The 6571-nt window shown below is 42.0% G+C and carries 6 protein-coding genes; 3 read left to right on the forward strand and 3 right to left on the reverse strand.

The window, feature by feature from the left end:
- Positions 1-15 precede the first annotated feature (15 nt).
- Genes G602_RS0120630 through G602_RS0120640 form a run of 3 tightly spaced genes read right to left on the reverse strand, consistent with a single transcriptional unit; the run spans position 16 to position 2278 of the window.
- Positions 16-321: an AzlD domain-containing protein gene (locus G602_RS0120630; RefSeq protein ID WP_026660714.1), complete on the reverse strand. Its 306-nt coding sequence runs from the start codon at positions 319-321 to the stop codon at positions 16-18.
- Positions 314-1033, reverse strand: coding sequence for an AzlC family ABC transporter permease (locus tag G602_RS0120635; protein ID WP_442855925.1), 720 nt, complete (start codon positions 1031-1033; stop codon positions 314-316). Before G602_RS0120635 ends, G602_RS0120630 begins: the two co-directional genes overlap by 8 nt.
- A gap of 6 nt (positions 1034-1039) precedes the next feature.
- A complete protein-coding gene (locus tag G602_RS0120640) occupies positions 1040-2278 on the reverse strand; it encodes an alanyl-tRNA editing protein (protein ID WP_044933037.1) in 1239 nt (412 codons plus the stop codon).
- Between the two features lie 142 nt (positions 2279-2420).
- Here G602_RS0120640 and G602_RS0120645 point away from each other — a divergent pair, with 142 nt between their 5' ends.
- The 3 genes from G602_RS0120645 (at position 2421) to G602_RS0120655 (ending at position 6349) form a co-directional block, all read left to right on the forward strand.
- The gene (locus G602_RS0120645) at positions 2421-3821 is read left to right on the forward strand and encodes a TrkH family potassium uptake protein (protein ID WP_044933039.1); all 1401 of its coding nucleotides are present in this window, start codon (positions 2421-2423) and stop codon (positions 3819-3821) included.
- Positions 3822-3833: 12 nt separating this feature from the next.
- Positions 3834-4487 carry a potassium channel family protein gene (locus tag G602_RS0120650; protein WP_026660720.1) on the forward strand — a complete coding sequence of 218 codons (654 nt, stop codon included), beginning with the start codon at positions 3834-3836 and terminating at the stop codon, positions 4485-4487.
- Positions 4488-4627: 140 nt separating this feature from the next.
- The gene (locus G602_RS0120655) at positions 4628-6349 is read left to right on the forward strand and encodes a methyl-accepting chemotaxis protein (protein ID WP_026660721.1); all 1722 of its coding nucleotides are present in this window, start codon (positions 4628-4630) and stop codon (positions 6347-6349) included.
- The last annotated feature ends 222 nt before the right edge of the window (positions 6350-6571 follow it).

The raw sequence follows: 6571 nt of genomic DNA on the forward strand, positions 1-6571 counted from the left end.
GCCACTTTTTAGATATCAAATCAAAAACCATTCAACTGCAAAGACTACGGCGCAGGCACAGACAGCAACGGTGAGGAGGCTCTTTTTTCTAAATGAAAGAATGAGCGCTACCGCAAAGCCTGCAATTGATGCCCTCATATCATCTGAAGCATGTAATATTGCAGGAAAGGTCATTGCTGCAAGTGTAGCGTAAGGCACGTAGTACAAAAACGACTTCACAAAGCGTGAGTTTATGTCTTTCCTTATCAAAGTCAGCGGAAGCATTCTTATGAGATAAGTCACCACCGCCATTACTATTATATATCCATAAACGTTATGCATCCGCTGTTTCCTCCTCTTCCTTGGGAGCAAGAGCAGCTGCTGCACCTGCGATTATGATTGTAACTATGATAATTCTAAAACCTGATGATATATTTTTCAAAACAGGAGCGTATGTAAACAGGGTGCTCATAGCCATGGCTCCTACCACAACAAAAAGTACTGCCATTTTCTCCCTGGCCTCAGGAATTATAATTGCAAGGAACATACCATAAATAGCAAGTCCCAGGGCACTTATAAGTCTCTGCGGCATTATCTGTCCTGCAAAGGCTCCAAGAAATGTTCCCATAACCCAGCCAAATACCGAGACAACTATAAGACCGTAAGAGTATGCAGGATTTAATCTTCCTTTTCTCACAACGCTGAGAGCAAATATTTCATCAGTCACGCCATAGGCAATAAGGCATCTCCTAAGTGTATTAACCTTTGAAGACAGCTTCTGGGAAAGTGCTGTGCTCATAAGCATGTATCTGAGATTCACCACAAGCTGCAACAGTGCCATCTCTGCGTACGCCGCATTCGAATGAATAAGTTCAAGAGATGAAAACTGTCCTGCACTTGTTACATTTGTAAGAGACATAAGCGATGCCTGAAAAACCGACAGTCCCGCTTCTGAAGCCTGGATTCCAAAGGCAAAGGAAACCGCCAGATATCCAAGACAGATTGGGACGCCATTTATTAGACCCTGTCTGAACTCCCTAAAATTTTCCATAATCTACTCCTAAAAAACACTCGAAATATCCTGCGCGGATGCGCCTTCGATACTCCCCTGTACCATGGCAGGCTTGCCACCGCCGCGAACTTCATAATTTTTTCTTAGTTCTGCAAGAACAGCATTACTGTTCAGGCCCGCACCCGAACCAATTATAAACCTATATCCGTCCTTGTCACTACCAAAGAATATACCGCAGTAGCCGCCCCTCTTCTCAACAAGGCTGTTGACTACCCGCCGTATTACGTTCGGATCTATGTCCCCATCTGTAAAGAGGCAGGCATTTTGGGAATTTTCCGGCAAAGACTCCGCTTCCTTAAGAAGAAGCTTTTCACAGGATTCCGACAGCTTTCTTTTGAGCTCACTCATCTCCTCCTGCTGCTTCTTAAACTGCGCAGGGACATTCTCAATTCCTGTTGACATTTCGCCCGCAAGTTTTTGTATCATTGCATGCTCATTATAAAAATACTCAAGTGCCCTAAATCCGCACAGAATGCTGACTCTGGTTCCACCCTTGTAATTCTGTGAGTTTATAACTTTAAGGATTCCTATTTCGCCTGTTCTTTTCACATGAGGTGCACAGCAGGCACATACATCATATCCGTCAACTTCAACTATTCTAACCGCTCCGGACAACTCTTTCTTACTGCGGTAGTTTATTTCGGAAAGCTCGTTCTCAGCAGGGTACCATGCACGAATTTCGCGATTTTCATAGATAGCGCGGTTGACTGATTTCTCAATATTCTTAAGCTCCTCCTCAGTAAGCTGCCCGCTGTAATCCATGGTCACAACCGAATCACTCAAATGAAAACCAACATTGTCATATCCGAATCTTGAATTAACTATTCCTGAAAAAACATGCTCACCTGAGTGCTGTTGCATATTTGAGAAACGATGCTCCCAGTCAATTTTTCCATAAATTGTCGAACCTTCGGGAAGTTCCTCTTCAAGATAGTGGCAGATGCTGTCATTTTTTATCTGAACATCAAGAACCTCTATCTTTCGGGCATCATTAATAAATAAGTTGTCTGCCTCTCCCTTCAGTTTTTCAAGGTCGTCCTCGTTTAATAAAATAAGCACGCCTCTGTCAGGTGTCTGTCCACCCTCTTCCGGAAAGAAAAGTGTCCTGTCCAATGTGACGGCATAGAGATTCTCTCTGCTATCTGCCTTTTCACAATGCAGTACCTTAGCTGTAAACTCTGTTCCGTATGCATTTTCATCATATAATTTTATTGTCTGTGAATTCATAATGCACATTCTAACATATTAAGTAGTGTTATAGAATACCCGGCCCAATCATCATGCACGCTCTTTTTACTGGTTACTTTCTATAAAAAGTGCTATGATTTTGACGTATTTCAAAACTGCAAAGCATAGGATCGGGTAATAAATGGATAAACCTCAGGATTTATATAATTTATTTTATCGAAACAAATTAAAACTGACGCCGGAGCAGATAATTCCGCTAAGTTTTTTTATAACAATAATGGTCGGAGCACTTCTGCTAATGCTCCCTTTTTCATCTGCTACAGGGAACTCCACAAGCTTTCTGACAGCTCTTTTTACAGCAACTACATCGGTATGCGTTACCGGACTTGTCGTTGTTGACACCTATGCACACTGGTCATTCTTTGGACAATTGATAATCATGCTGCTCGCACAGATAGGCGGCCTTGGAATGATTACCATAGCCTCAATGCTGATGGTTCTTGCGCATAAAAAGTTCTCCATGTCGGACAGGCTTTTGCTTCAGGATTCCTTCAACCTTAATACCAGTACAAAGCTGCTTTTATTTTTATCAAGAGTACTTAAAGGAACCTTTATCGTTGAAGGTGTTGGTGCTCTTCTTTACTCCTTTGTTTTTATTCCTGAATTTGGTTTTGTACGCGGGCTGTGGATTTCTGTTTTTAATTCAGTCTCCGCTTTTTGTAATGCAGGAATGGATGTTATCGGACCAAACAGCCTGACGGATTACCGTAATAATCCGCTAGTGATGGCTGTGACCATGTTTCTGATCATATCCGGAGGCATCGGTTTTGTTGTCTGGTTTGATATTGCACATGTAATAAGAGAAGGTTTCCGGAAAAGCTTTTCACCTTTAACCATCATCAAAAGGCTCTCTGAACACAGTAAGCTTGTACTGAGTTTTACTTCCGTACTGATTTTTGGCGGAATGCTTGTTTTTCTTTTTACAGAATATAATAACCCTGAAACTATCGGGGATCTTAGCTTTGGAGGTAAGCTCGCTAATTGCCTTTTTGAATCCGTAACCCTAAGAACAGCCGGTTTCGCCACAATCCCACAGGAAGGTCTGACGACGCCCTCCTGCCTTATCTCTTATCTATGGATGTTTATCGGCGGTTCACCTATAGGAACTGCGGGCGGAATAAAAACAGTCACCATGTTTCTTCTTATCATGAATGTCCGTTCCTATGTAATGAATTCAGATTCCAAGGTAATATTTAAGCGACAGGTTGCAGAGGAATCAATGAGAAAAGCTTCCGCTGTTGCTCTTGTCGAAGCAGGCGCCATTTTAATCCTTACATTTATATTATGTATTGTTAACCCTGTTCCTCTTGAGGATGCACTTTTTGAAATCACCAGTGCATGCGGAACCGTAGGACTTTCACGAGGCTTAACCCCCTCTCTTGGAACGCTGGGTCGTATAACCGTAGTTATAGCCATGTATTTGGGAAGAATAGGTCCCATATCACTGGTTGCATTTCTTTCAAGAAGTAACTCTGAAAATGATAAGATCAGTTATGCCAGAGGCATTTTTTACGTCGGATAAAAAGGAGACATTATGAAAAAATCAATAGCTGTTTTAGGTCTTGGACAATATGGTTATGCCCTTGCAGAGAGTTTATATGCTCTTGGTCAGGATGTACTTGTGGCAGACCACAATGAAAAAGCCGTGCGCGATATCGCCCCCAAAGTAACTACTGCTGTCTGTGCGGATTTGGAAAATGAAGATGACCTTATTTCTCTTGGACTTCAGAATATGGATGTTGTCATCACCTGTATGGGTGCAAACCTTGCCGCAAGCATACTGGCCATATCCATCGCCAAGGAAGAAGGTGTACCTGTGGTCATCGCCAAGGCCTCGTCTCCCCGTATGAAAAGTATACTTAAAAGAGCCGGTGCCGATAAAATCATAGACCCTGAGCAGGAAAGCGGTATACGTTCCGCAAGAATACTTGCATCTCAGTTCATACATGATTACTTTGAGCTTGATGAAAATCTTTGCATGGTTGAGCTAAAGCCGAAAAAGTCATGGGTTGGCAAGAACCTTATTGAGCTTAATCTCAGAAAAAGATACAACATGAATGTAGCCGCCATAAAGACAGATGGGGAGTACTGGGGATCCGTCAATCCGTCAAAGGAGCTTAAGGATAATAATCTTCTCATGGTTATCATTGAGAAAAAGGATGTAAACAGAATTCAAAAATTTGAATAAATGTCTTATTTATAAAAGAATTATATATTTATTAAAAATTGATAACTTTTGCTCGTATTATAAGCAAAGCAACAAAAGAGGGTGTAAAATGAAATAAGGAATTTACATCCTTTTTTTATGTAATTTACGGAGGCTTAGTTATGGAGGCAAAGGTTAGAAAAGGTAAGCTTATTCAAAATCTGATACTCATTTCAATTGCAGCCATCATCGGTATGGCTATTATTCTCACCGCCATCAGTTCTTACGAAATAACAAGCACTTATAACTCTATGATTCAGGAAGAGCTGAAGGTAGGTGCAGAACATCTAAAGAGCGAATGTGATAATGTCTGGGATGGTGACTGGTCCTATGTGGACGGTCAGCTCTATAAGGGCGAAGAAAATGTAATGGAAGAATACCAGAGCATCATGGATGAACTCCACGCAGAGACAGGAATTGAATATACCCTGTTTTATATGGATACCCGTGTCATTACAACTCTTACAGAAAATGGCAAGCGCCTTACAGGATATAAGTGTTCCCAGGAAACATCAGAGCATGTGCTGAATGCAAAAACCGAATACTATTCCCCCAAAGCTAATATTCAGGGTACTTCCGAAAGATATTATATTTACTACGCTCCGATGTTGCAGTCTGATGGAACAATAGCAGGTATGGTATTTGCAGGAAGAGCTGTTCATGATGTTGAGACAAGAATTAACAGTATTCTTTATACAATGATCGGCATATCCGCTGCTCTTGTGATTATTCTTTCAATAATCGGTTATATTGTATCAAGCAAGATTTCAGTTAAAATGCGTGCCATTGCAGATGAACTTGATCATCTTTCTCAGGGCACATTGCAGCTTAATATTGATGAAACCTCAGTAGCAAGAAACGATGAAATAGGTCTCCTGGCAGATGGTGCAAAAACCCTGAGCAATAAGCTTGGTGAAGTAATCAGGACAACCATGAATATGTCAAATGAGCTGAAGAAATCAGGTTCCGAGCTATCTGACTCCGCAAACCAGGCTTCTCAGGCATCAAGCCAGGTAAGTGAAGCAATCGATGAAATTTCAAAGGGTGCCGTGTCCCAGGCTGAAAGCGTAGAAACCGCTGCCGGTAACACTCAGGAAATCGGAAATAATATTGAAGTCGTTACAGATAATGTTGATCAACTGCAGAATTATGCAAAGGAAATGAAGGAATCCTGTATAGCAGCGATGGATGCACTTAACAGACTGATATCTCAGAGTAATGAAGTACAGGCTTCCGTACGTGAGATTGGGCAGACCATTGATTCTACCAATGAGTCAGCAAAGGAGATTTCAAAATTCTCAGAGGCCATCACAAATATTGCTTCCCAGACTAATCTCCTCTCACTCAATGCTTCCATAGAGGCAGCCCGTGCAGGCGATGCCGGAAAGGGCTTCGCAGTTGTTGCTACCGAGATCGGTCAGCTTGCTGTTCAGAGTAGCGAAAGCGCTGATGAAATCAAGAAGATCGTTGAAAAGCTTGTTGCGGATTCTGAGGCTTCCGTAGAAGTTATGCAGAAGCTCAATGCAAACTTCGAAGTTCAGGAAACACAGCTTGATGATACCAAGAGTAACATGCAGAGCATGGCAGACAATGTTGATAATGTATCCGAGAGTACAGAGAATATCTCCTCTCGTATAGAAGAGCTCAATTCCGCAAAGGATCATCTTGTGAACATTATCTCTGATCTGTCAGCTATTTCTGAAGAGAATGCTGCTTCCGCTGAGGAAACCAATGCTTCCATGCAGGAGCTTAACGCTACCTTCACAATCATTACTGAAGCTGCCGGTAGTCTTCAGGATCTTGCAGCCAACATGACGGATGTAATAAGCTACTTCAAGCCGTAATAGAGTAATACGCCCCCGGCATATATGTTCATTTCCAGTCTCGTTACGCTACGCGTATAATCGGCTGGATCTGAACATATATGCCGGGGGTTTTTTATGGTATTGCTTCTAATGGCATTGCGGTTCAGGCTACCCTGATTGCAACAATTCTTACTGTTTTCAGGGTAGTTGTTGTAGGAGCTTACCCTGAGTACAACAATTCTTGGCATTTTCAGGGCAGTT

Origin of the sequence: Butyrivibrio sp. AC2005, assembly GCF_000424145.1 — a bacterium.
In the GTDB taxonomy this organism is placed as follows: Bacteria; Bacillota; Clostridia; order Lachnospirales; family Lachnospiraceae; genus Butyrivibrio.

Coding starts and splice junctions, on each gene's coding strand:
- G602_RS0120630 (WP_026660714.1), bottom strand. CDS start 321: ATGCATAACGTTTATGGATATATAATAGTAATGGCGGTGGTGACTTAT.
- G602_RS0120640 (WP_044933037.1), bottom strand. CDS start 2,278: ATGAATTCACAGACAATAAAATTATATGATGAAAATGCATACGGAACA.
- G602_RS0120645 (WP_044933039.1), top strand. CDS start 2,421: ATGGATAAACCTCAGGATTTATATAATTTATTTTATCGAAACAAATTA.
- G602_RS0120650 (WP_026660720.1), top strand. CDS start 3,834: ATGAAAAAATCAATAGCTGTTTTAGGTCTTGGACAATATGGTTATGCC.
- G602_RS0120655 (WP_026660721.1), top strand. CDS start 4,628: ATGGAGGCAAAGGTTAGAAAAGGTAAGCTTATTCAAAATCTGATACTC.